This is a genomic window from Pseudomonas kielensis, assembly GCF_030505375.1.
In the GTDB taxonomy this organism is placed as follows: Bacteria; Pseudomonadota; Gammaproteobacteria; order Pseudomonadales; family Pseudomonadaceae; genus Aquipseudomonas; species Aquipseudomonas kielensis.
Genome location: NZ_CP130043.1, coordinates 2030633 through 2056804, shown reverse-complemented (window position 1 = coordinate 2056804; position 26172 = coordinate 2030633). Strand labels below are relative to the sequence as shown.

Here is a 26172-nt window from a genome sequence, read left to right as displayed (position 1 = left end):
AATCGTCACCCCGGCGGTCATCCGAACAAGCCTGCCGACCTCCCGCGTGAGCGGTCGGCAGGTACCCGGTCAACTGTTGTTGTGGTCGATCTTGATAGTTGGATCGAGGCCGACCACCAGCGAGTTGACGCTCTGACCGGACCAGTTGTTGCCTTCCAGTTTGATCGTCACGTCGGCGTTGGCGATGCCGCCTGCGGTATTGAGCTTGCCTTCGGAACTGACCTGCAACGTCGATACCCCTTCAACCGTGGTGATTTTCAGGAAGTTGTCGATGGTGCTGGCGCTCTCGCCCTGCAACAGGTCACGCAGATCGATGCGGTCGCCTTCGCTGGCCTTGAAGTCCTTGATCACGTCATTGCCGGTATCACCTGACCTCCAGACGAAGGTGTCGGCACCCGAGCCGCCGGTCAGGATGTCATTGCCCGAACCGCCCAACAGAATGTCGTTGCCTTCGCCGCCCAGCAGCGTGTCCTTGCCGGTACCACCCAGCAGGATGTCATTGCCCTTGCCGCCGTCGAGCACATCGTCGCCGCCCTGGCCGAAGATGATGTCGTTGCCGGCACCCCCCAGCAGGTTGTCGATACCGTCCCGCGCCCCGGACACATCGAACTTGTTGTAGTTCTCGGTGATGTACTGGTGCACGTTGCTGGCAGTGACGTTGTTGGCGTCCATCCCGGGTTGCTGGCCAACGAAGGCCTGTATGGCCTGGTAACCCTCACCGGCAATGCCATTGAAGCTCACCAGGTCGCCGAAGATGATGTCATTGCCATCACCGCCATTGACCGTGTCGGCACCCGGCAGGGTGGCCTCGGAGTGGCCGAGGATGGCATTGGCCAGGTCCTTCGGATCGATGTTGGTTTGCGGCTTGTCATCGGTGTCGTACGGAATCAGGTCGGCCGGCTTGATGGTCTTGTTCAGGCCGATCGCCTCGACCTGCGATAGCCCACTGAGCAACAGGAAGCTGCTGGTGGAGTTGCTGGTCGTGCCATTCCTGTCGTCGGTGTACGAGATCTCATAAGTACCGTCGCCCTGCGCACGGATCGTGCCGAGGGTATTTGAGTTGTACCACTTGCCCGGTTCGTATTCCGTCCATTTGAGGACCTGACCGTTGCTGTTGATCAACTGACGGCTCACGCCGCCCAGGGTGATATACGCGGTATCGCCCAGTTTGTAGTTGTTGACGTTCAGGTAGTCGTCCAGCTTGCCGTCGTTTTTGGTGGTGCTGTAGTAGAAGTCCGCCACCACCGGGTTGGGCTGCTCGCCACTCTGGTAGTAGTTGGGCTGACCGTCGGTGATGAAGTACGTCAGGTTGGTGGCGCCTTTGTTGCCCGTGGCCTGATCGCTCTGGAACCAGTTGGCTGTGGTCTTGAACACGTCCTCGTAGTTGGTACCGCCGCCCGACGACATCGACCGGACCATACCCTGCAGCAGCTCCAGCGCGCCCTGGTCATTGAGGTTGACCGACAGCGTCTTGCTCACGGTGCTGTCGAAGGTCGTCAGGAAGATATTCACCGTCCCCGAGGAGTCCGCACCCAGGCTCTGCTTGAGGGTGGTGAACATCAGCGCCAGCGAGTCCTTCGCGGCCTTGATCGAGGTGTCCATACTGCCGGAGGTGTCGACCATGAACGCGATGTTGTAGTTCTTGCCCTGGACCACGTTCAGGCCAGCGATGTCGGCAATGATGATGTCATTGCTGTCGGTCCCCAGGATGTTGTCATCCTTGGTCGTGCCCATCATCGGGTTGTACGTCGCCGGGTACAGGGTCACCGGGATCTGCGCAGTACTTGGCGCGGAACCACCCAACTGCTCGGTGGACGTCGACGTCACCGTCAAGTTGAACGAGGTGCTGTGGTACGGCGGCGGGGTGATGGTCAGCGTGCCGAGGTTCCAGCCGGTGACAATCGCCTCGCCATTGGTCGCGGTGGCCGTGAAGGTATGACCGGCGCCATCGCTGAGCACGGAGCCCGCCGGAATCCCGCCGATCTTCACGCTCAGGCTTTCGGAACCGTCCGTGTCGGTCAGTCCGGTGGTGATGGCCGACAGCTTGATGGTGCCGCCTTCTGGACCGGTGTTGAGTTTGTAACCGTCGTAGTAACCCTCACCGTTGCTGCCGTGCAGGTCGGAAACCGTGACGCCGGCATTGATCAGGTCGTTGACGCCGGTATAGATCGGCACCCCGGCACTGTTCAGGTCGCGCACCGGGCCGTTGTCCACCTTGAGGTTGACGTCGTAGCTGCCCGGGCCGCTCTGGTTGTGGTGGTAGATGTCCAGGGTGTAGTAGCCGCTGGTGGTCGGCGTGAAGCTACCATTGAGTGCGCCGCCATTGCCCCACAGGGCGCTGGCCACGTTCTGACCGCCGATAGTCACCAGCAGGCTGTCGTCGCCTGTACCGCTAAAGGTGTAGACCTTGCCGGCTTCGAGGTAAATCAGGCCGGAGGTTTTCGAAGCCACCCCAGCCGTCACATTGCCTTCCTGCACGTCGCTGATGGTGGTGCTGGTGTTTGGCGTGCCGGCCGCGTCGATCACGGATTTCAGGGTATTGGTGGGCGCACCGCTGCCTACACCGCTGAAGCCAGTGTTCAGGGCGGTCAGGCCGGTCCAGGTCTCCTTGATCAAGCCCGTCGAGTTCACGTTGGTGCCAGCGATGCTCAGCGTTGGCGCATCGGCTTGCGGGGTGATATCGACTTTCAAGGTCGCTTCATTGCCCAGGTTGAAGCCGTCGGTAGGCTTGAACTTGATCTGCGCGTAATCCGCGGCCTTGTTGCCCACTCCGGTACCGCCATAGCCATCGGCACCCGACTCGTTGCGTGCGGGCACAAACGTCAGTTTGCCGAGGGCGATATCTGCCTGGCTGATGGTTTGGCCAACCGTGACCTTGACGCCGTTGAACAGCAGGTCGCCAGCGCCCGATACCTGGGTGATGGTGATGCCCAACGGGCTGTCGTTATCGACATCAGTGACCTTGAAGTTGTCCCAGGTCAGGGTCATGGTCGTGTCTTCAAGACCGGTAACGGCCCCGCCGACAGTCACCGGTGCATGGTCGTTGTCGACGATGGTGGTGATCACGCTGGACTTGTTCGGATCGATCCCCAGGTTTTCGAAAGAACCACCGGTAGCCTTCTCGATGGTGATCTTGAAGTTCTCGGCACCCTCGACCAGCTTGTCATCACGGGTACTGATATCGAACCCGACATTGTTGCTGTTGGCCGGAATCGTAACCGTCACAACACCGGTGAAATCCACACCATTGATCGCGGTGCCGCTGTACTTCAGGGTCACCGTCACATCGGTCTGGGCGGTGTTGCTCAGGTTCAGCGTGTAATGCGCCGACTGGCCTTCGATGACCGACGTCACACCATTGATACCCACAGTGGTCAGGTCGCCCTGGCCCGATGGCTCGTCGGTGACGGTAGTGGTGTATTGGTCTTTACCGAGGGTCAACTTCTCGAAGTTGTTAGCCGAAACCGATTCGAGTTTGTTGACGATCGCGTCCTGACCGCCAGTGAAAATGTCGTCCTTGGCGGTGACCACAGCAGAACCGGTGGTGCCATTGGCCGGGATCTTGATCTCGGTGCCGTCGGTGAGCTTGAAGGTCAACTCGCCATGGTTCGCCATCGGCATGCCGGCGGCGTTGGTCAGGGTCACGGTGTAAGTGACCGTGCCGCCTTCGGCGACCGTGGTTTTATCCACCGTCAGGGTGGCTTTCACCTCAGTGAGGGTGTCGCCGATGGTGACCTGGGCTTTGTCGCCGAGTACCAGATTTTCGAACGACTTGCCGTCAACGGCAGCCTTGTCGATACCCACTTCGATGATCTGGCCATCTTTGTAGACGTCGTCGCCCTGGGCTTTCAGCTCATACGGTGTGCTGGTGGTGCCAGCTTTGATCACCACGGTGTCGCCGTTGCTCAAGGTCACGGTCAGGTCTTGCTTGAGAACCTGATCGACCTTGACGGTGAACTTCGGTGCCGCGTTCTCCAGTACGTCGCCTTCGCTTTTGATGGTGACGGTGATCTTGTCGCCTTGGCCCGATGGCTCATCGGTGACGGTGGTAGTCAGCGAAGTGTCGCCCAGGGTCAGTTTCTCGAAGTTGTTCGAGGAGACGGACTCCAGCTTGTTGACGATCGCGTCCTGACCGCCAGTGAAGATATCGTCTTTGGCGGTGACCACAGCAGAACCGGTGGTGCCATTGGCCGGGATCTTGATCTCGGTGCCGTCGGTGAGCTTGAAGGTCAACTCGCCATGGTTCGCCATCGGCATGCCGGCGGCGTTGGTCAGGGTCACGGTGTAAGTGACCGTGCCGCCTTCGGTGACGGTGGTTTTATCCACAGTCAGGGTGGCTTTCACCTCGGTGAGGGTGTCGCCGATGGTGACCTGGGCTTTATCGCCCAGCACCAGGTTCTCGAACGACTTGCCGTCGACGGTGGCCTTGCTGACACCGACTTCGATGATCTGACCATCTTTGTAGACGTCGTCGCCTTGGGCTTTCAGCTCATACGGCGTGCTGGTGGTGCCAGCCTTGATCACCACGGTATCGCCGTTGCTCAGGGTGACGGTCAAGTCTTGCTTGAGAACCTGATCGACCTTGACGGTGAACTTCGGTGCCGCGTTCTCCAGTACGTCGCCTTCGCTTTTGATGGTGACGGTGATCTTGTCGCCTTGGCCCGATGGCTCATCTGTGACGGTGGTAGTCAGCGAAGTGTCGCCCAGGGTCAGTTTCTCGAAGTTGTTCGAGGAGACCGACTCCAGCTTGTTGACGATCGCATCCTGACCGCCGGTGAAGATGTCGTCCTTGGCGGTGACCACAGCAGAACCGGTGGTGCCATTGGCCGGGATCTTGATCTCGGTGCCGTCGGTGAGTTTGAAGGTCAACTCGCCATGGCTCGCCATCGGCATGCCAGCAGCGTTGGTCAGGGTCACGGTGTAAGTGACCGTGCCGCCTTCGGCGACCGTGGTTTTATCCACCGTCAGGGTGGCTTTCACCTCAGTGAGGGTGTCGCCGATGGTGACCTGGGCTTTGTCGCCGAGTACCAGATTTTCGAACGACTTGCCGTCAACGGCAGCCTTGTCGATACCCACTTCGATGATCTGGCCATCTTTGTAGACGTCGTCGCCCTGGGCTTTCAGCTCATACGGTGTGCTGGTGGTGCCAGCTTTGATCACCACGGTGTCGCCGTTGCTCAAGGTCACGGTCAGATCTTGCTTGAGGACCTGATCCACTTTCACCGTGAACTTCGGTGCAGCGTTCTCCAGTACGTCGCCTTCGCTTTTGATGGTGACGGTGATCTTGTCGCCGTCAGTACCCGGTTCATCGGTGACGGTGGTAGTCAGCGAAGTGTCGCCCAGGGTCAACTTCTCGAAGTTGTTCGAGGAGACGGACTCCAGCTTGTTGACGATCGCATCCTGACCGCCGGTGAAGATGTCGTCCTTGGCGGTGACCACAGCAGTGCCGGTGGTGCCATTGGCCGGGATCTTGATCTCGGTGCCGTCGGTGAGTTTGAAGGTCAACTCGCCGTGGCTCGCCATTGGCATGCCAGCAGCGTTGGTCAGGGTCACGGTGTAGGTAACCGTGCCGCCTTCGGCGACCGTGGTTTTATCCACCGTCAGGGTAGCTTTCACCTCAGTGAGGGTGTCGCCGATGGTCACTTGAGCTTTGTCGCCGAGTACCAGATTTTCGAACGACTTGCCGTCAACGGCAGCCTTGTCGATACCCACTTCGATGATCTGGCCATCTTTGTAGACGTCGTCGCCCTGGGCTTTCAGCTCATACGGTGTGCTGGTGGTGCCAGCTTTGATCACCACGGTGTCGCCGTTGCTCAAGGTCACGGTCAGGTCTTGTTTGAGAACCTGATCCACTTTCACCGTGAACTTCGGTGCAGCGTTTTCCAGCACGTTGCCTTCGCTTTTGATGGTGACGGTGATCTTGTCGCCTTGGCCCGATGGCTCATCGGTGACGGTGGTAGTCAGCGAAGTGTCGCCCAGGGTCAACTTCTCGAAGTTGTTCGAGGAGACCGACTCCAGCTTGTTGACGATCGCATCCTGACCGCCGGTGAAGATGTCGTCCTTGGCGGTGACCACAGCAGTGCCGCTGGTGCCGTTAGCCGGGATCTTGATCTCGGTGCCGTCGGTGAGTTTGAAGGTCAACTCGCCATGACTCGCCATTGGCATGCCAGCAGCGTTGGTCAGGGTCACGGTGTAGGTGACCGTGCCGCCTTCGGTGACGGTGGTTTTATCCACAGTCAAGGTAGCTTTCACCTCAGTGAGGGTGTCGCCAATGGTCACTTGAGCTTTATCGCCCAGCACCAGGTTCTCGAAGGACTTGCCGTCGACGGCAGCCTTGTCGATACCCACTTCGATGATCTGACCGTCTTTGTAGACGTCGTCGCCTTGGGCTTTCAGCTCGTACGGTGTGCTGGTGGTGCCAGCCTTGATCACCACGGTGTCGCCGTTGCTCAGGGTGACGGTCAGGTCTTGCTTGAGGGCTTGATCCACTTTCACCGTGAACTTCGGTGCAGCGTTTTCCAGTACGTCGCCTTCGCTTTTGATGGTGACAGTGATCTTGTCGCCGTCAGTACCTGGCTCGTCGGTGACGGTGGTGGTGAACTGGTCTTTACCGAGGGTCAACTTCTCGAAGTTGTTGGTCGAAACCGACTCGAGTTTGTTGACGATCGCATCCTGACCGCCGGTGAAGATGTCGTCCTTGGCGGTGACCACAGCAGAACCAGTGGTGCCATTGGCCGGGATCTTGATCTCGGTGCCGTCGGTGAGCTTGAAGGTCAACTCGCCATGGCTCGCCATCGGCATGCCAGCAGCGTTGGTCAGGGTCACGGTGTAAATGACCGAACCACCTTCGGCGACCGTGGTTTTATCCACAGTCAGGGTAGCTTTCACCTCGGTGAGGGTGTCGCCGATGGTGACTTGGGCTTTGTCGCCCAGCACCAGATTTTCGAACGACTTGCCGTCGACGGTGGCGTTGTCGACACCCACTTCGATGATCTGACCGTCTTTGTAGACGTCATCGCCTTGGGCTTTCAGCTCGTACGGTGTGCTGGTGGTGCCAGCCTTGATCACCACGGTGTCACCGTTGCTCAAGGTCACGGTCAGGTCTTGCTTGAGGACCTGATCCACTTTCACCGTGAACTTCGGTGCAGCGTTTTCCAGTACGTCGCCTTCGCTTTTGATGGTGACAGTGATCTTGTCGCCGTCAGTACCTGGCTCGTCGGTGACGGTGGTGGTGAACTGGTCTTTACCGAGGGTCAACTTCTCGAAGTTGTTGGTCGAAACCGACTCGAGTTTGTTGACGATCGCATCCTGACCGCCGGTGAAGATGTCGTCCTTGGCGGTGACCACAGCAGAACCGGTGGTGCCATTGGCCGGGATCTTGATCTCGGTGCCGTCGGTGAGTTTGAAGGTCAACTCGCCGTGGCTCGCCATTGGCATGCCGGCGGCGTTGGTCAGGGTCACGGTGTAAATGACCGTGCCGCCTTCGGCGACCGTGGTTTTATCCACAGTCAGGGTGGCTTTCACCTCGGTGAGGGTGTCGCCGATGGTGACTTGAGCTTTGTCGCCCAGCACCAGGTTCTCGAACGACTTGCCGTCAACGGTGGCGTTGTCGACACCCACTTCGATGATCTGACCATCTTTGTAGACGTCGTCGCCCTGAGCTTTCAGCTCGTACGGCACGCTGGTGGTGCCAGCCTTGATCACCACGGTGTCGCCGTTGCTCAGGGTCACGGTCAGGTCTTGCTTGAGAACCTGATCGACCTTGACGGTGAACTTCGGTGCCGCGTTTTCCAGCACGTCGCCTTCGCTTTTGATGGTGACGGTGATCTTGTCGCCTTCGTTGGCAGGGTCTTTCGGATCGCCCGAGCCTGGTTCGTCGGTGACCTTGGTGGTCAGCGACGTGTCGCCCAGGGTCAGTTTCTCGAAGTTGTTAGCCGAAACCGATTCGAGTTTGTTGACGATCGCATCCTGACCGCCAGTGAAGATGTCGTCTTTGGCGGTGACTTCGGCAGTGCCACTGGTGCCATTGGCCGGGATTTTCACCACGGTGCCATCGGTCAGCGTGAACTCCAGAGGACCATGGCTCGCCATCGGCATGCCAGCAGCGTTGGTCAGGGTCACGGTGTAAGTGACCGTGCCGCCTTCGGCGACAGTGGTTTTATCCACCGTCAGGGTAGCTTTCACCTCAGTGAGGGTGTCGCCGATGGTGACTTGAGCTTTGTCGCCCAGCACCAGGTTCTCGAAGGACTTGCCGTCAACGGCAGCCTTGTCGATACCCACTTCGATGATCTGGCCATCTTTGTAGACGTCGTCGCCCTGGGCTTTCAGCTCGTAAGGCGTGCTGGTGGTGCCAGCCTTGATCACCACGGTGTCGCCGTTGCTCAGGGTGACGGTCAGATCCTGCTTGAGGACCTGGTCAACCTTGACGGTGAACTTCGGTGCAGCGTTTTCCAGCACGTCGCCTTCGCTTTTGATGGTGACGGTGATCTTGTCGCCTTCGTTGGCAGGGTCTTTTGGATCGCCCGAGCCTGGTTCGTCGGTGACCTTGGTAGTCAGCGAAGTGTCGCCTAGGGTCAACTTCTCGAAGTTGTTCGAGGAGACCGACTCCAGCTTGTTGACGATCGCGTCCTGGCCGCCGGTGAAGATGTCGTCTTTGGCGGTGACCACAGCAGTGCCGCTGGTGCCGTTAGCCGGGATCTTGATCTCGGTGCCGTCGGTGAGTTTGAAGGTCAACTCGCCATGGCTCGCCATCGGCATGCCGGCGGCGTTGGTCAGGGTCACGGTGTAAGTGACCGTGCCGCCTTCGGCGACCGTGGTTTTATCCACCGTCAGGGTAGCTTTCACCTCGGTGAGGGTGTCGCCGATGGTGACTTGGGCTTTGTCACCCAGCACCAGGTTCTCGAAGGACTTGCCGTCAACGGCAGCCTTGTCGATACCCACTTCGATGATCTGGCCATCTTTGTAGACGTCGTCGCCCTGGGCTTTCAGCTCATACGGCGTGCTGGTGGTGCCAGCCTTGATCACCACGGTGTCGCCGTTGCTCAGGGTGACGGTCAGGTCTTGCTTGAGGACCTGATCCACTTTCACCGTGAACTTCGGCGCAGCGTTTTCCAGCACGTCGCCTTCGCTTTTGATGGTGACGGTGATCTTGTCGCCTTCGTTGGCAGGATCTTTTGGATCGCCCGAGCCTGGTTCGTCGGTGACCTTGGTGGTCAGCGACGTGTCGCCCAGGGTCAGTTTCTCGAAGTTGTTCGAGGAGACGGACTCCAGCTTGTTGACGATCGCATCCTGACCGCCAGTGAAGATGTCGTCCTTGGCGGTGACCACAGCAGAACCGGTGGTGCCATTGGCCGGGATCTTGATCTCGGTGCCGTCGGTGAGTTTGAAGGTCAACTCGCCATGACTCGCCATCGGCATGCCGGCAGCGTTGGTCAGGGTCACGGTGTAGGTGACAGTGCCGCCTTCGGTGACCGTGGTTTTATCCACAGTCAGGGTAGCTTTCACCTCGGTGAGGGTGTCGCCGATGGTGACTTGAGCTTTGTCGCCCAGCACCAGGTTCTCGAACGACTTGCCGTCAACGGCAGCCTTGTCGATACCCACTTCGATGATCTGACCGTCTTTGTAGACGTCGTCGCCTTGGGCTTTCAGCTCGTACGGTGTGCTGGTGGTGCCAGCCTTGATCACCACGGTGTCGCCGTTGCTCAGGGTGACGGTCAGGTCTTGCTTGAGGACCTGATCCACTTTCACCGTGAACTTCGGTGCAGCGTTTTCCAGTACGTCGCCTTCGCTTTTGATGGTGACGGTGATCTTGTCGCCGTCAGTACCTGGCTCGTCGGTGACGGTGGTGGTGAACTGGTCTTTACCGAGGGTCAACTTCTCGAAGTTGTTGGTCGAAACCGACTCGAGTTTGTTGACGATCGCATCCTGACCGCCGGTGAAGATGTCGTCTTTGGCGGTGACCACAGCAGAACCGGTGGTGCCATTGGCCGGGATCTTGATCTCGGTGCCGTCGGTGAGTTTGAAGGTCAACTCGCCGTGGCTGGCCATTGGCATGCCGGCGGCGTTGGTCAGGGTCACGGTGTAAGTGACCGTGCCGCCTTCGGCGACCGTGGTTTTATCCACAGTCAGGGTGGCTTTCACCTCAGTGAGGGTGTCGCCGATGGTCACTTGAGCTTTATCGCCCAGCACCAGGTTCTCGAAGGACTTGCCGTCGACGGCAGCCTTGTCGATACCCACTTCGATGATCTGACCGTCTTTGTAGACGTCGTCGCCTTGGGCTTTCAGCTCGTACGGTGTGCTGGTGGTGCCAGCCTTGATCACCACGGTGTCGCCGTTGCTCAAGGTCACGGTCAGGTCTTGTTTGAGAACCTGATCGACCTTGACGGTGAACTTCGGCGCAGCGTTTTCCAGTACGTCGCCTTCGCTTTTGATGGTGACGGTGATCTTGTCGCCGTCAGTACCCGGTTCATCGGTGACGGTGGTAGTCAGCGAAGTATCGCCCAGGGTCAACTTCTCGAAGTTGTTCGAGGAGACCGACTCCAGCTTGTTGACGATCGCGTCCTGACCGCCGGTGAAGATGTCGTCCTTGGCGGTGACTTCGGCAGTACCACTGGTGCCGTTAGCCGGGATCTTGATCTCGGTGCCGTCGGTGAGTTTGAAGGTCAACTCGCCATGACTCGCCATTGGCATGCCGGCGGCGTTGGTCAGGGTCACGGTGTAGGTGACAGTGCCGCCTTCGGCGACCGTGGTTTTATCCACAGTCAGGGTGGCTTTCACCTCAGTGAGGGTGTCGCCGATGGTGACTTGGGCTTTGTCACCCAGCACCAGGTTCTCGAAGGACTTGCCGTCAACGGCAGCCTTGTCGATACCCACTTCGATGATCTGGCCATCTTTGTAGACGTCGTCGCCCTGGGCTTTCAGCTCATACGGCGTGCTGGTGGTGCCAGCCTTGATCACCACGGTGTCGCCGTTGCTCAGGGTCACGGTCAGGTCTTGCTTGAGAACCTGATCGACCTTGACGGTGAACTTCGGTGCCGCGTTCTCCAGTACGTCGCCTTCGCTTTTGATGGTGACGGTGATCTTGTCGCCGTCAGTACCCGGTTCATCGGTGACGGTGGTAGTCAGCGAAGTGTCGCCCAGGGTCAACTTCTCGAAGTTGTTCGAGGAGACCGACTCCAGCTTGTTGACGATCGCATCCTGACCGCCGGTGAAGATGTCGTCCTTGGCGGTGACCACAGCAGTGCCGCTGGTGCCGTTAGCCGGGATCTTGATCTCGGTGCCGTCGGTGAGTTTGAAGGTCAACTCGCCGTGGCTCGCCATCGGCATGCCAGCAGCGTTGGTCAGGGTCACGGTGTAGGTGACCGTGCCGCCTTCGGTGACGGTGGTTTTATCCACAGTCAAGGTAGCTTTCACCTCAGTGAGGGTGTCGCCAATGGTCACTTGAGCTTTGTCACCCAGCACCAGGTTCTCGAAGGACTTGCCGTCAACGGCAGCCTTGTCGATACCCACTTCGATGATCTGGCCATCTTTGTAGACGTCGTCGCCCTGGGCTTTCAGCTCATACGGCGTGCTGGTGGTGCCAGCCTTGATCACCACGGTGTCGCCGTTGCTCAGGGTCACGGTCAGGTCTTGCTTGAGAACCTGATCGACCTTGACGGTGAACTTCGGTGCCGCGTTCTCCAGTACGTCGCCTTCGCTTTTGATGGTGACGGTGATCTTGTCGCCGTCAGTACCCGGTTCATCGGTGACGGTGGTAGTCAGCGAAGTGTCGCCCAGGGTCAACTTCTCGAAGTTGTTCGAGGAGACCGACTCCAGCTTGTTGACGATCGCATCCTGACCGCCGGTGAAGATGTCGTCCTTGGCGGTGACCACAGCAGTGCCGCTGGTGCCGTTAGCCGGGATCTTGATCTCGGTGCCGTCGGTGAGTTTGAAGGTCAACTCGCCGTGGCTCGCCATCGGCATGCCAGCAGCGTTGGTCAGGGTCACGGTGTAGGTGACCGTGCCGCCTTCGGTGACGGTGGTTTTATCCACAGTCAAGGTAGCTTTCACCTCAGTGAGGGTGTCGCCAATGGTCACTTGAGCTTTGTCGCCCAGCACCAGGTTCTCGAACGACTTGCCGTCAACGGCAGCCTTGTCGATACCCACTTCGATGATCTGGCCGTCTTTGTAGACGTCGTCGCCTTGGGCTTTCAGCTCGTAAGGCGTGCTGGTGGTGCCAGCCTTGATCACCACGGTGTCGCCGTTGCTCAGGGTCACGGTCAGATCCTGCTTGAGGACCTGGTCAACCTTGACGGTGAACTTCGGTGCCGCGTTCTCCAGTACGTCGCCTTCGCTTTTGATGGTGACAGTGATCTTGTCGCCGTCAGTACCCGGTTCATCGGTGACGGTGGTAGTCAGCGAAGTGTCGCCCAGGGTCAACTTCTCGAAGTTGTTCGAGGAGACCGACTCCAGCTTGTTGACGATCGCATCCTGACCGCCGGTGAAGATGTCGTCCTTGGCGGTGACCACAGCAGTGCCGCTGGTGCCGTTAGCCGGGATCTTGATCTCGGTGCCGTCGGTGAGTTTGAAGGTCAACTCGCCGTGGCTCGCCATCGGCATGCCAGCAGCGTTGGTCAGGGTCACGGTGTAAGTGACCGTGCCGCCTTCGGCGACGGTGGTTTTATCCACAGTCAGGGTGGCTTTCACCTCAGTGAGGGTGTCGCCGATGGTGACTTGGGCTTTATCGCCCAGCACCAGGTTCTCGAAGGACTTGCCGTCGACGGTGGCGTTGTCGACACCCACTTCGATGATCTGACCGTCTTTGTAGACGTCATCGCCTTGGGCTTTCAGCTCGTACGGTGTGCTGGTGGTGCCAGCCTTGATCACCACGGTGTCACCGTTGCTCAAGGTCACGGTCAGGTCTTGCTTGAGGACCTGATCCACTTTCACCGTGAACTTCGGTGCCGCGTTCTCCAGCACGTCGCCTTCGCTTTTGATGGTGACGGTGATCTTGTCGCCTTCGTTGGCTGGGTCTTTCGGATCGCCCGAGCCTGGTTCGTCGGTGACCTTGGTGGTCAGCGACGTGTCGCCCAGGGTCAGTTTCTCGAAGTTGTTAGCCGAAACCGATTCCAGCTTGTTGACGATCGCGTCCTGACCGCCAGTGAAGATGTCGTCCTTGGCGGTGACTTCGGCAGTGCCACTGGTGCCGTTGGCCGGGATTTTCACCACGGTGCCATCGGTCAGCGTGAACTCCAGAGGACCATGGCTCGCCATCGGCATGCCAGCAGCGTTGGTCAGGGTCACGGTGTAAGTGACCGTGCCGCCTTCGGCGACGGTGGTTTTATCCACAGTCAGGGTGGCTTTCACCTCAGTGAGGGTGTCGCCGATGGTGACTTGGGCTTTATCGCCCAGCACCAGGTTCTCGAAGGACTTGCCGTCGACGGTGGCGTTGTCGACACCCACTTCGATGATCTGACCGTCTTTGTAGACGTCATCGCCTTGGGCTTTCAGCTCGTACGGTGTGCTGGTGGTGCCAGCCTTGATCACCACGGTGTCACCGTTGCTCAAGGTCACGGTCAGGTCTTGCTTGAGGACCTGATCCACTTTCACCGTGAACTTCGGTGCCGCGTTCTCCAGCACGTCGCCTTCGCTTTTGATGGTGACGGTGATCTTGTCGCCTTCGTTGGCTGGGTCTTTCGGATCGCCCGAGCCTGGTTCGTCGGTGACCTTGGTGGTCAGCGACGTGTCGCCCAGGGTCAGTTTCTCGAAGTTGTTAGCCGAAACCGATTCGAGTTTGTTGACGATCGCATCCTGACCGCCAGTGAAGATGTCGTCTTTGGCGGTGACCACAGCAGTACCACTGGTGCCGTTAGCCGGGATCTTGATCTCGGTGCCGTCGGTGAGTTTGAAGGTCAACTCGCCATGACTCGCCATTGGCATGCCGGCGGCGTTGGTCAGGGTCACGGTGTAGGTGACAGTGCCGCCTTCGGCGACCGTGGTTTTATCCACAGTCAGGGTGGCTTTCACCTCAGTGAGGGTGTCGCCGATGGTCACTTGAGCTTTATCGCCCAGCACCAGGTTCTCGAACGACTTGCCGTCGACGGTGGCGTTGTCGACACCCACTTCGATGATCTGACCGTCTTTGTAGACGTCATCGCCTTGGGCTTTCAGCTCGTACGGTGTGCTGGTGGTGCCAGCCTTGATCACCACGGTGTCACCGTTGCTCAAGGTCACGGTCAGGTCTTGCTTGAGGACCTGATCCACTTTCACCGTGAACTTCGGTGCAGCGTTTTCCAGCACGTCGCCTTCGCTTTTGATGGTGACGGTGATCTTGTCGCCTTCGTTGGCAGGGTCTTTTGGATCGCCCGAGCCTGGTTCGTCGGTGACCTTGGTGGTCAGCGAAGTTTCGCCCAGGGTCAGTTTCTCGAAGTTGTTCGAGGAAACGGATTCCAGCTTGTTGACGATCGCGTCCTGACCGCCAGTGAAGATGTCGTCCTTGGCGGTGACTTCGGCAGTACCACTGGTGCCATTGGCCGGGATTTTCACCACGGTGCCATCGGTCAGCGTGAACTCCAGAGGACCATGGCTCGCCATCGGCATACCGGCGGCGTTGGTCAGGGTCACGGTGTAAGTGACAGTGCCGCCTTCGGCGACCGTGGTTTTATCCACAGTCAGGGTGGCTTTCACCTCAGTGAGGGTGTCGCCGATGGTGACTTGGGCTTTATCGCCCAGCACCAGGTTCTCGAAGGACTTGCCGTCAACGGTGGCGTTGTCGACACCCACTTCGATGATTTGACCGTCTTTGTAGACGTCGTCGCCCTGAGCTTTCAGCTCGTACGGCACGCTGGTGGTGCCAGCCTTGATCACCACGGTGTCGCCGTTGCTCAGGGTGACGGTCAGATCCTGCTTGAGGACCTGGTCAACCTTGACGGTGAACTTCGGTGCAGCGTTTTCCAGCACGTCGCCTTCGCTTTTGATGGTGACGGTGATCTTGTCGCCTTCGTTGGCAGGGTCTTTTGGATCGCCCGAGCCTGGTTCGTCGGTGACCTTGGTAGTCAGCGAAGTGTCGCCTAGGGTCAACTTCTCGAAGTTGTTCGAGGAGACCGACTCCAGCTTGTTGACGATCGCGTCCTGACCGCCAGTGAAGATGTCGTCTTTGGCGGTGACCACAGCAGTGCCGCTGGTGCCGTTAGCCGGGATCTTGATCTCGGTGCCGTCGGTGAGTTTGAAGGTCAACTCGCCATGGCTCGCCATCGGCATGCCGGCGGCGTTGGTCAGGGTCACGGTGTAAGTGACCGTGCCGCCTTCGGCGACCGTGGTTTTATCCACCGTCAGGGTAGCTTTCACCTCGGTGAGGGTGTCGCCGATGGTGACTTGGGCTTTATCGCCCAGCACCAGGTTCTCGAAGGACTTGCCGTCGACGGTGGCGTTGTCGACACCCACTTCGATGATTTGACCGTCTTTGTAGACGTCATCACCCTGAGCTTTCAGCTCGTACGGAACGCTGTTGGTGCCGGCCTTGATGACGACGGTGTCGCCGTTGCTCAGGGTAACGGTCAGGTCTTGTTTGAGGACCTGGTCAACCTTGACGGTGAACTTCGGTGCAGCGTTTTCCAGCACGTCGCCTTCGCTTTTGATGGTGACGGTGATCTTGTCGCCTTCGTTGGCTGGGTCTTTCGGATCGCCCGAGCCTGGTTCGTCGGTGACCTTGGTGGTCAGCGAAGTGTCGCCCAGGGTCAGTTTCTCGAAGTTGTTAGTCGAAACCGACTCGAGTTTGTTGACGATCGCGTCCTGACCGCCAGTGAAGATGTCGTCCTTGGCGGTGACTTCGGCAGTGCCACTGGTGCCGTTGGCCGGGATTTTCACCACGGTGCCATCGGTCAGCGTGAACTCCAGAGGACCATGGCTCGCCATCGGCATGCCGGCAGCGTTGGTCAAGGTCACGGTGTAGGTGACAGTGCCGCCCTCGGCGACCGTGGTTTTATCCACAGTCAGGGTAGCTTTCACCTCGGTGAGGGTGTCGCCGATGGTGACCTGGGCTTTATCGCCCAGCACCAGGTTCTCGAACGATTTGCCGTCAACGGTGGCGTTGTCGACACCCACTTCGATGATCTGACCGTCTTTGTAGACGTCATCGCCTTGGGCTTTCAGCTCGTAAGGCGTGCTGGTGGTGCCCGCCTTGATCACCACGGTGTCACCGTTGCTCAAGGTGACGGTCAGGTCTTGCTTAAGAACCTGATCGACTTTGACGGTGAACTTCGGTGCCGCGTTTTCCAGCACGTCGCCTTCGCTTTTGATGGTGACGGTGATCTTGTCGCCTTCGTTGGCAGGGTCTTTTGGATCGCCCGAGCCTGGTTCGTCGGTGACCTTGGTGGTCAGCGAAGTTTCGCCCAGGGTCAGTTTCTCGAAGTTGTTCGAGGAAACGGATTCCAGCTTGTTGACGATCGCGTCCTGACCGCCAGTGAAGATGTCGTCTTTGGCGGTGACTTCGGCAGTGCCACTGGTGCCGTTGGCCGGGATTTTCACCACGGTGCCATCGGTCAGCGTGAATTCCAGAGGACCATGGCTCGCCATCGGCATGCCGGCAGCGTTGGTCAAGGTCACGGTGTAGGTGACAGTGCCGCCCTCGGCGACCGTGGTTTTATCCACAGTCAGGGTGGCTTTCACCTCGGTGAGGGTGTCGCCGATGGTGACCTGGGCTTTATCGCCCAGCACCAGGTTCTCGAAGGACTTGCCGTCAACGGCAGCCTTGTCGATACCCACTTCGATGATCTGGCCATCTTTGTAGACGTCGTCGCCCTGGGCTTTCAGCTCATACGGCGTGCTGGTGGTGCCAGCCTTGATCACCACGGTGTCGCCGTTGCTCAGGGTCACGGTCAGGTCTTGCTTGAGAACCTGATCGACCTTGACGGTGAACTTCGGTGCCGCGTTCTCCAGTACGTCGCCTTCGCTTTTGATGGTGACGGTGATCTTGTCGCCGTCAGTACCTGGCTCGTCGGTGACGGTGGTGGTGAACTGGTCTTTACCGAGGGTCAACTTCTCGAAGTTGTTGGTCGAAACCGACTCGAGTTTGTTGACGATCGCATCCTGACCGCCGGTGAAGATGTCGTCCTTGGCGGTGACCACAGCAGAACCGGTGGTGCCATTGGCCGGGATCTTGATCTCGGTGCCGTCGGTGAGTTTGAAGGTCAACTCGCCGTGGCTGGCCATTGGCATGCCGGCGGCGTTGGTCAGGGTCACGGTGTAAGTGACCGTGCCGCCCTCGGTGACGGTGGTTTTATCCACAGACAGGGTGGCAACCACTTCAGAAGTGGTATCGCCGATGGTGACTTGAGCTTTATCGCCCAGCACCAGGTTCTCGAACGACTTGCCGTCGACGGCAGCCTTGTCGATACCCACTTCGATGATCTGGCCATCTTTGTAGACGTCATCGCCTTGGGCTTTCAGCTCGTAAGGCGTGCTGGTGGTGCCAGCCTTGATCACCACGGTGTCGCCGTTGCTCAGGGTGACGGTCAGGTCTTGCTTGAGGGCTTGATCCACTTTCACCGTGAACTTCGGTGCTGCGTTCTCCAGCACGTCGCCTTCGCTTTTGATGGTGACGGTGATCTTGTCGCCTTCGTTGGCAGGATCTTTTGGATCGCCCGAGCCTGGTTCGTCGGTGACCTTGGTGGTCAGCGACGTGTCGCCCAGGGTCAGTTTCTCGAAGTTGTTAGCCGAAACCGATTCGAGTTTGTTGACGATCGCATCCTGACCGCCAGTGAAGATGTCGTCTTTGGCGGTGACCACAGCAGTACCACTGGTGCCGTTAGCCGGGATCTTGATCTCGGTGCCGTCGGTGAGTTTGAAGGTCAACTCGCCGTGGCTGGCCATTGGCATGCCGGCGGCGTTGGTCAGGGTCACGGTGTAAGTGACCGTGCCGCCTTCGGCGACCGTGGTTTTATCCACAGTCAGGGTGGCTTTCACCTCAGTGAGGGTGTCGCCGATGGTGACTTGGGCTTTGTCGCCCAGCACCAGGTTCTCGAACGACTTGCCGTCAACGGCAGCCTTGTCGATACCCACTTCGATGATTTGACCGTCTTTGTAGACGTCGTCGCCCTGGGCTTTCAGCTCATACGGTGTGCTGGTGGTGCCAGCCTTGATCACCACGGTATCGCCGTTGCTGAGGGTGACGGTCAGGTCTTGCTTGAGGACCTGATCCACTTTCACCGTGAACTTCGGTGCAGCGTTTTCCAGCACGTCGCCTTCGCTTTTGATGGTGACAGTGATCTTGTCGCCGTCAGTACCTGGCTCGTCGGTGACGGTGGTGGTGAACTGGTCTTTACCGAGGGTCAACTTCTCGAAGTTGTTGGTCGAAACCGACTCGAGTTTGTTGACGATCGCATCCTGACCGCCGGTGAAGATGTCGTCTTTGGCGGTGACCACAGCAGTACCACTGGTGCCGTTAGCCGGGATCTTGATCTCGGTGCCGTCGGTGAGTTTGAAGGTCAACTCGCCGTGGCTCGCCATTGGCATGCCAGCAGCGTTGGTCAGGGTCACGGTGTAAGTGACCGTGCCGCCTTCGGCGACCGTGGTTTTATCCACAGTCAGGGTGGCTTTCACCTCAGTGAGGGTGTCGCCGATGGTGACTTGGGCTTTGTCGCCCAGCACCAGGTTCTCGAAGGACTTGCCGTCGACGGTGGCGTTGTCGACACCGACTTCGATGATCTGACCGTCTTTGTAGACGTCGTCGCCTTGGGCTTTCAGCTCGTAAGGCGTGCTGGTGGTGCCAGCCTTGATCACCACGGTGTCGCCGTTGCTCAGGGTGACGGTCAGGTCTTGCTTGAGGGCTTGATCCACTTTCACCGTGAACTTCGGTGCAGCGTTTTCCAGTACGTCGCCTTCGCTTTTGATGGTGACGGTGATCTTGTCGCCTTCGTTGGCTGGGTCTTTTGGATCGCCCGAGCCTGGTTCATCGGTGACCTTGGTGGTCAGCGAGGTTTCGCCCAGAGTCAGTTTCTCGAAGTTGTTCGAGGAGACGGACTCCAGCTTGTTGACGATCGCATCCTGACCGCCAGTGAAGATGTCGTCCTTGGCGGTGACCACAGCAGAACCGGTGGTGCCATTGGCCGGGATCTTGATCTCGGTGCCGTCGGTGAGTTTGAAGGTCAACTCGCCATGACTCGCCATCGGCATGCCGGCAGCGTTGGTCAGGGTCACGGTGTAGGTGACAGTGCCGCCTTCGGTGACCGTGGTTTTATCCACAGTCAGGGTGGCTTTCACCTCGGTGAGGGTGTCGCCGATGGTGACCTGGGCTTTATCGCCCAGCACCAGGTTCTCGAAGGACTTGCCGTCAACGGCAGCCTTGTCGATACCCACTTCGATGATTTGACCGTCTTTGTAGACGTCATCACCCTGAGCTTTCAGCTCATACGGCGTGCTGGTGGTGCCAGCCTTGATCACCACGGTGTCGCCGTTGCTCAGGGTCACGGTCAGGTCTTGCTTGAGAACCTGATCGACCTTGACGGTGAACTTCGGTGCCGCGTTCTCCAGTACGTCGCCTTCGCTTTTGATGGTGACGGTGATCTTGTCGCCGTCAGTACCCGGTTCATCGGTGACGGTGGTAGTCAGCGAAGTGTCGCCCAGGGTCAACTTCTCGAAGTTGTTCGAGGAGACCGACTCCAGCTTGTTGACGATCGCATCCTGACCGCCGGTGAAGATGTCGTCCTTGGCGGTGACCACAGCAGTGCCGCTGGTGCCGTTAGCCGGGATCTTGATCTCGGTGCCGTCGGTGAGTTTGAAGGTCAACTCGCCGTGGCTCGCCATCGGCATGCCAGCAGCGTTGGTCAGGGTCACGGTGTAAGTGACCGTGCCGCCCTCGGTGACGGTGGTTTTATCCACAGACAGGGTGGCAACCACTTCAGAAGTGGTATCGCCGATGGTGACTTGAGCTTTATCGCCCAGCACCAGGTTCTCGAACGACTTGCCGTCGACGGCAGCCTTGTCGATACCCACTTCGATGATCTGGCCATCTTTGTAGACGTCATCGCCTTGGGCTTTCAGCTCGTAAGGCGTGCTGGTGGTGCCAGCCTTGATCACCACGGTGTCGCCGTTGCTCAGGGTGACGGTCAGGTCCTGTTTGAGGACCTGGTCAACCTTTACGGTGAACTTCGGCGCAGCGTTTTCCAGCACGTCGCCATTGCTTTCGATGGTGACGGTGATCTTGTCGCCTTCGCCCGACGGTTGGTCGGTGACGGTGGTGGTGAACTGGTCTTTGCCCAGGGTCAGCTTCTCGAACTGATCGCCACCGGAGACGCTTTCCAGTTTGTTGACCAGCGCCGGCTGACCGCCAGTGAAGATGTCATTGCTGGTGACCACGGTTGCCGTGCCGGTGGTGCTGTTGGCCGGAACGGTGATGGTGGTGCCATCGGAAAGCTTGAAGGTCAGCTCGCCGTGGTTGGCCATCGGCATGCCAGCAGCGTTGGTCAGGGTCACGGTGTAAGTGACCGTGCCGCCTTCGGCGACCGTGGTTTTATCCACAGTCAGGGTAGCTTTCACCTCGGTGAGGGTGTCGCCGATGGTGACTTGAGCTTTATCGCCCAGCACCAGGTTCTCGAAGGACTTGCCGTCAACGGTGGCGTTGTCGACACCCACTTCGATGATTTGACCGTCTTTGTAGACGTCATCGCCTTGGGCTTTCAGCTCGTAAGGCGTGCTGGTGGTGCCAGCCTTGATCACCACGGTGTCGCCGTTGCTCAGGGTGACGGTCAGGTCCTGTTTGAGGACCTGGTCAACCTTTACGGTGAACTTCGGCGCAGCGTTTTCCAGCACGTCGCCATAGCTTTCGATGGTGACGGTGATCTTGTCGCCTTCGCCCGACGGTTGGTCGGTGACGGTGGTGGTGAACTGGTCTTTGCCCAGGGTCAGCTTCTCGAACTGATCGCCACCGGAGACGCTTTCCAGTTTGTTGACCAGCGCCGGCTGACCGCCAGTGAAGATGTCATTGCTGGTGACCACGGTTGCCGTGCCAGTGGTGCTGTTGGCCGGAACGGTGATGGTGGTGCCATCGGAAAGCTTGAAGGTCAGCTCGCCGTGGTTGGCCATCGGCAAGCCAGCGGCGTTGGTCAGGGTCACGGTGTAAGTGACGGTACCGCCTTCGGTGACGGTGGTTTTATCCACAGACAGGGTGGCAACCACTTCAGAAGTGGTATCGCCGATGGTGACTTGAGCTTTATCGCCCAGCACCAGGTTCTCGAACGACTTGCCGTCGACGGTGGCGTTGTCGACACCGACTTCGATGATTTGACCGTCTTTGTAGACGTCATCACCCTGAGCTTTCAGCTCGTACGGAACGCTGGTGGTGCCAGCCTTGATCACCGCGGTGTCGCCGTTGCTCAGGGTGACGGTCAGATCCTGCTTGAGAACCTGGTCAACCTTGACGGTGAACTTCGGCGCAGCGTTTTCCAGCACGTCGCCATTGCTTTCGATGGTGACGGTGATCTTGTCGCCTTCGCCCGACGGTTGGTCGGTGACGGTGGTGGTGAACTGGTCTTTGCCCAGGGTCAGCTTCTCGAACTGATCGCCACCGGAGACGCTTTCCAGTTTGTTGACCAGCGCCGGCTGACCGCCAGTGAAGATGTCGTTGCTGGTGACCACGGTTGCCGTGCCAGTGGTGCTGTTGGCCGGAACGGTGATGGTGGTGCCATCGGAAAGCTTGAAGGTCAGCTCGCCGTGGTTGGCCATCGGCAAGCCAGCGGCGTTGGTCAGGGTCACGGTGTAAGTGACGGTACCGCCTTCGGTGACGGTGGTTTTATCCACAGTCAGGGTGGCTTTCACCTCGGTGAGGGTGTCGCCGATGGTGACTTGGGCTTTGTCGCCCAGCACCAGGTTCTCGAACGACTTGCCGTCAACGGTGGCGTTGTCGACACCCACTTCGATGATCTGGCCGTCTTTGTAGACGTCGTCGCCTTGGGCTTTCAGCTCGTACGGAACGCTGTTGGTGCCGGCCTTGATGACGACGGTGTCGCCGTTGCTCAGGGTGACGGTCAGGTCTTGTTTGAGGACCTGGTCAACCTTGACGGTGAACTTCGGCGCAGCGTTTTCCAGCACGTCGCCATTGCTTTCGATGGTGACGGTGATCTTGTCGCCTTCGCCCGACGGTTGGTCGGTGACGGTGGTGGTGAACTGGTCTTTGCCCAGGGTCAGCTTCTCGAACTGATCGCCACCGGAGACGCTTTCCAGTTTGTTGACCAGCGCCGGCTGACCGCCAGTGAAGATGTCATTGCTGGTGACCACGGTTGCCGTGCCGGTGGTGCTGTTGGCCGGAACGGTGATGGTGGTGCCATCGGAAAGCTTGAAGGTCAGCTCGCCGTGGTTGGCCATCGGCATGCCAGCAGCGTTGGTCAGGGTCACGGTGTAAGTGACGGTACCGCCTTCGGTGACGGTGGTTTTATCCACAGACAGGGTGGCAACCACTTCAGAAGTGGTGTCGCCGATGGTCACTTGGGCTTTGTCGCCCAGTACCAGGTTCTCGAACGACTTGCCGTCAACGGTGGCGTTGTCGACACCGACTTCGATGATTTGACCGTCTTTGTAGACGTCATCGCCTTGGGCTTTCAGCTCGTAAGGCGTGCTGGTGGTGCCAGCCTTGATCACCACGGTGTCGCCGTTGCTCAGGGTGACGGTCAGGTCCTGTTTGAGGACCTGGTCAACCTTGACGGTGAACTTCGGCGCAGCGTTTTCCAGCACGTCGCCATTGCTTTCGATGGTGACGGTGATCTTGTCGCCTTCGCCCGACGGTTGGTCGGTGACGGTGGTGGTGAACTGGTCTTTGCCCAGGGTCAGCTTCTCGAACTGATCGCCACCGGAGACGCTTTCCAGTTTGTTGACCAGCGCCGGCTGACCGCCAGTGAAGATGTCATTGCTGGTGACCACGGTTGCCGTGCCGGTGGTGCTGTTGGCCGGAACGGTGATGGTGGTGCCATCGGAAAGCTTGAAGGTCAGCTCGCCGTGGTTGGCCATCGGCATGCCAGCAGCGTTGGTCAGGGTCACGGTGTAAGTGACGGTACCGCCTTCGGTGACGGTGGTTTTATCCACAGACAGGGTGGCAACCACTTCAGAAGTGGTGTCGCCGATGGTCACTTGGGCTTTGTCGCCCAGTACCAGGTTCTCGAACGACTTGCCGTCGACGGTGGCGTTGTCGACACCCACTTCGATGATTTGACCGTCTTTGTAGACGTCGTCGCCCTGAGCTTTCAGCTCGTACGGAACGCTGTTGGTGCCGGCCTTGATGACGACGGTGTCGCCGTTGCTCAGGGTGACGGTCAGGTCTTGTTTGAGGACCTGATCCACCTTGACGGTGAACTTCGGTGCCGCGTTCTCCAGCACGTTGCCATTGCTTTCGATCGTGACGGTTACGGTGTCGATGCTATCGGAGATGGTGGTAACGGCCGGAGTAGGGCTAGGCACCAGGTTCTCGAAGTTACCGCCAGTGGTGCCGGTAATGGTGGTGCTAACGGTGCTGCCGTTGACATACACATCGTTGGCCGGGGTCTCGACCAGCACAGTACCGGTAGTTTTACCCGCTTCGATGACAATGACCGAGCCGTTGCTCAAGGTCACAGTCATCGGCGTGCCCGCCGGATTGGTCAAGGTCGCGGTGTAGGTGATCTGGCCGCCTTCGGTGATACCGCCGGTAGCGGTGAGGGTCAGGCCAGTGGCGTCAGGCGAATCGCTGATAGTAGTGACAGCAGGCGTGGTGTCTGGCACCAGGTTCTCAAAGTTGCCGCCAGTGGTACCCGTGATCGTCGTGCTAACAGTGCTGCCATTGACATACACATCGTTAGCCGGGGTATCGACCAGCACAGTGCCGGTAGTTTTGCCCGCTTCGATGACAATGACCGAGCCATTGCTCAAGGTCACAGTCATCGGCGTGCCCGCCGGATTGGTCAGGGTCGCGGTGTAAGTGATCTGGCCGCCTTCGGTGATGCCGCCGGTAGCGGTGAGGGTCAGGCCAGTGGCGTCAGGCGAATCACTGATAGTAGTGACAGCAGGCGTGGTGTCTGGCACCAGGTTTTCGAAGTTACCGCCAGTGGTGCCGGTAATGGTGGTGCTAACGGTGCTGCCGTTGACGTACACGTCGTTGGCCGGCGTATCGACCAGCACGGTACCGCTGGTTTTACCCGCTTCGATGACGATGACCGAGCCGTTGCTCAAGGTCACGGTCATCGGCGTACCCGCCGGATTGGTCAGGGTCGCGGTGTAAGTGATCTGGCCGCCTTCGGTAATGCCGCCAGTGGCGGTGAGGGTCAGGCCAGTGGCGTCAGGCGAATCGCTGATAGTAGTGACAGCAGGCGTGGTGTCTGGCACCAGGTTCTCAAAGTTGCCGCCAGTGGTACCCGTGATCGTCGTGCTAACAGTGCTGCCATTGACATACACATCGTTAGCCGGGGTATCGACCAGCACAGTGCCGGTAGTTTTGCCCGCTTCGATGACAATGACCGAGCCATTGCTCAAGGTCACAGTCATCGGCGTGCCCGCCGGATTGGTCAGGGTCGCGGTGTAAGTGATCTGCCCGCCTTCGGTGATGCCGCCAGTGGCGGTGAGGGTCAGGCCAGTGGCGTCAGTCGAATCGCTGATGGTGGTGACAGCAGGCGTGGTGTCTGGCACCAGGTTCTCAAAGTTGCCGCCAGTGGTACCCGTGATCGCCGTGCTCACGGTGCTGCCATTGACATACACATCGTTAGCCGGGGTATCGACCAGCACAGTACCGCTGGTTTTACCCGCTTCGATGACAATGACCGAGCCATTGCTCAAGGTCACGGTCATCGGCGTGCCCGCCGGATTGGTCAGGGTCGCGGTGTAAGTGATCTGGCCGCCTTCGGTAATGCCGCCGGTAGCGGTCAAGGTCAGACCGGTAGTGTCAGGCGAATCGGTAATGGTGGTGACCGCCGGAGTAGGGCTAGGCACCAGGTTTTCGAAGTTGCCACCGGTAGCACCGGTAATGGTGGTAGTGACAGTACTGCCATTGTTGTAAACGTCATTGACCGGAGTATCGATTACCACGGTGCCGGTGGATTTACCGGCTTCGATAGTGATGACCGAGCCGTTGCTCAAGGTTACGGTCACCGGCGTCTGCGCCGGGTTGGTCAAGGTGGCGGTGTAGGTGATCTGGCCGCCTTCGCTGATCGTCGGTTGCGCGGTCAGTGTGACCGTGGTGGTGTCGATGGTGTCGGTGATCTGGGTGACGGCAGGCGTCGGGTCGACGGTCAATACCAGGCCGCCACCACCGGTGGTGCCAGTGACGGTGACGGTAATTTGCGACGGGTCGGTGTAGACGCTGTCGTTCGGGGCCAGGGGAACGTTGACGCTGCCAGTGACCTGGCCGGCAGGGATGACAATGATCGCGCCATTGGACAGGGTAATGGTCAGGTCGCTCAGCGGCGCCTGGGTCACGTTCGCGGTGTAGACCAGTACGCCGCCCGCTTCGGTGATGGTCGGCGTGGCGCTCAGGGTCAGGCTCGAGCCGCGCAGCAGGTTGTCGTTATTGCGGTTGTCCTGGCCGCCGGTGGTGTCTTCCACGGCGGTGACGGCTGAATCGATGCCCGCCGTCGGGAAACCAATGGTCGGGTCAACCCGGCCAGCAGTCGCGTCCAGCATCACAAAGCTGTGACCACCTCCGGCGGCGCCCCCGGTACCTGCGGCGCTTTGGCCGGCGGCAGTGGCTTCCAGTTCGGTGGTCGGGTCGGCGCCCGCGACAATGGCTTGCTGCAGTTCTTCTACCGACGGTGCGGCCTGCGCGGTGGCTTGTGCCAGATCGGTACTGGAGTCCGGAGCGCTGCCGCTCCATTGGCTGTCGCGGCCCAGGTCCAGCAGGCGGCCGTCAGCCAGTTCCAGGGTCACGGCGCCTGCCGGGCCTGTATCCAGCTGGTCGCCTACGAACAGTCGATCACCTTCAACCAAAATGCGTCGGATGCCCTCTGGGGACACCGCGAAAACTTGACCGACAATGCTTTTGACGATGGCAACAACACTGCTCATTAAGGACTCTCCGGTGTTCCGTTCGGTAGGCTTCCATAGACCTGAAAGGGCGTTTTGCCGATTCAGCCTGGACGTACATTAAAAAATAGACGTACAAATGACGCGTTTTTTAGTCAATAATTTGGCTATAACTTTTCGCGATTAACTTAATGCCAAACTATTGACCTTCTTAAGGGCATC

Annotated in this window: 1 protein-coding gene; it reads right to left on the bottom strand. The window is 59.0% G+C overall.

What is annotated here, in order from left to right; genetic code table 11:
- Positions 1 to 69 precede the first annotated feature (69 nt).
- Positions 70 to 25992, bottom strand: a complete 25923-nt coding sequence (locus Q1W70_RS09445) for a retention module-containing protein (protein WP_302098794.1) — start codon at positions 25990 to 25992, stop codon at positions 70 to 72.
- Positions 25993 to 26172: the final 180 nt, after the last annotated feature.

Bases quoted from the DNA above. Each gene is read 5' to 3' on its own strand.
- Q1W70_RS09445 (WP_302098794.1), bottom strand. From the start codon at position 25,992: ATGAGCAGTGTTGTTGCCATCGTCAAAAGCATTGTCGGTCAAGTTTTC.